Annotated in this window: 1 protein-coding gene; it reads left to right on the top strand. The window is 66.1% G+C overall.

The window, feature by feature from the left end; genetic code table 11:
* The coding region (locus ACPYOM_RS22290) for a hypothetical protein (RefSeq protein WP_481347634.1) at nucleotides 1-286 on the top strand (286 nt) is incomplete at both ends.

Here is a 286-nt window from a genome sequence, read left to right on the forward strand (position 1 = left end):
GTCGCAGATCTCGCTGGCCGAAGTGCTGATCAAGCTGTTCCGCGTGGCCCAGCGTTACGAACTCACCCTGCAGCCGCAGCTGATCCTGCTGCAGAAGACCCTGCTCAACATCGAAGGCGTGGGCCGCCAGCTGGATCCGGAACTGGACATCTGGGCAGTGGCGCGGCCGGTGCTGGAACGCATCCTGCGCGAGCGCTACAGCCCGCGCCGCGTGTTCAAGGAACTGCGCAAGCGCCTGCCGGAAATCATGACCCACACCCCCGACATGCCGCGCCTGGTGCACGCC

This window comes from Monashia sp. HAY1-2A, from assembly GCF_056755315.1.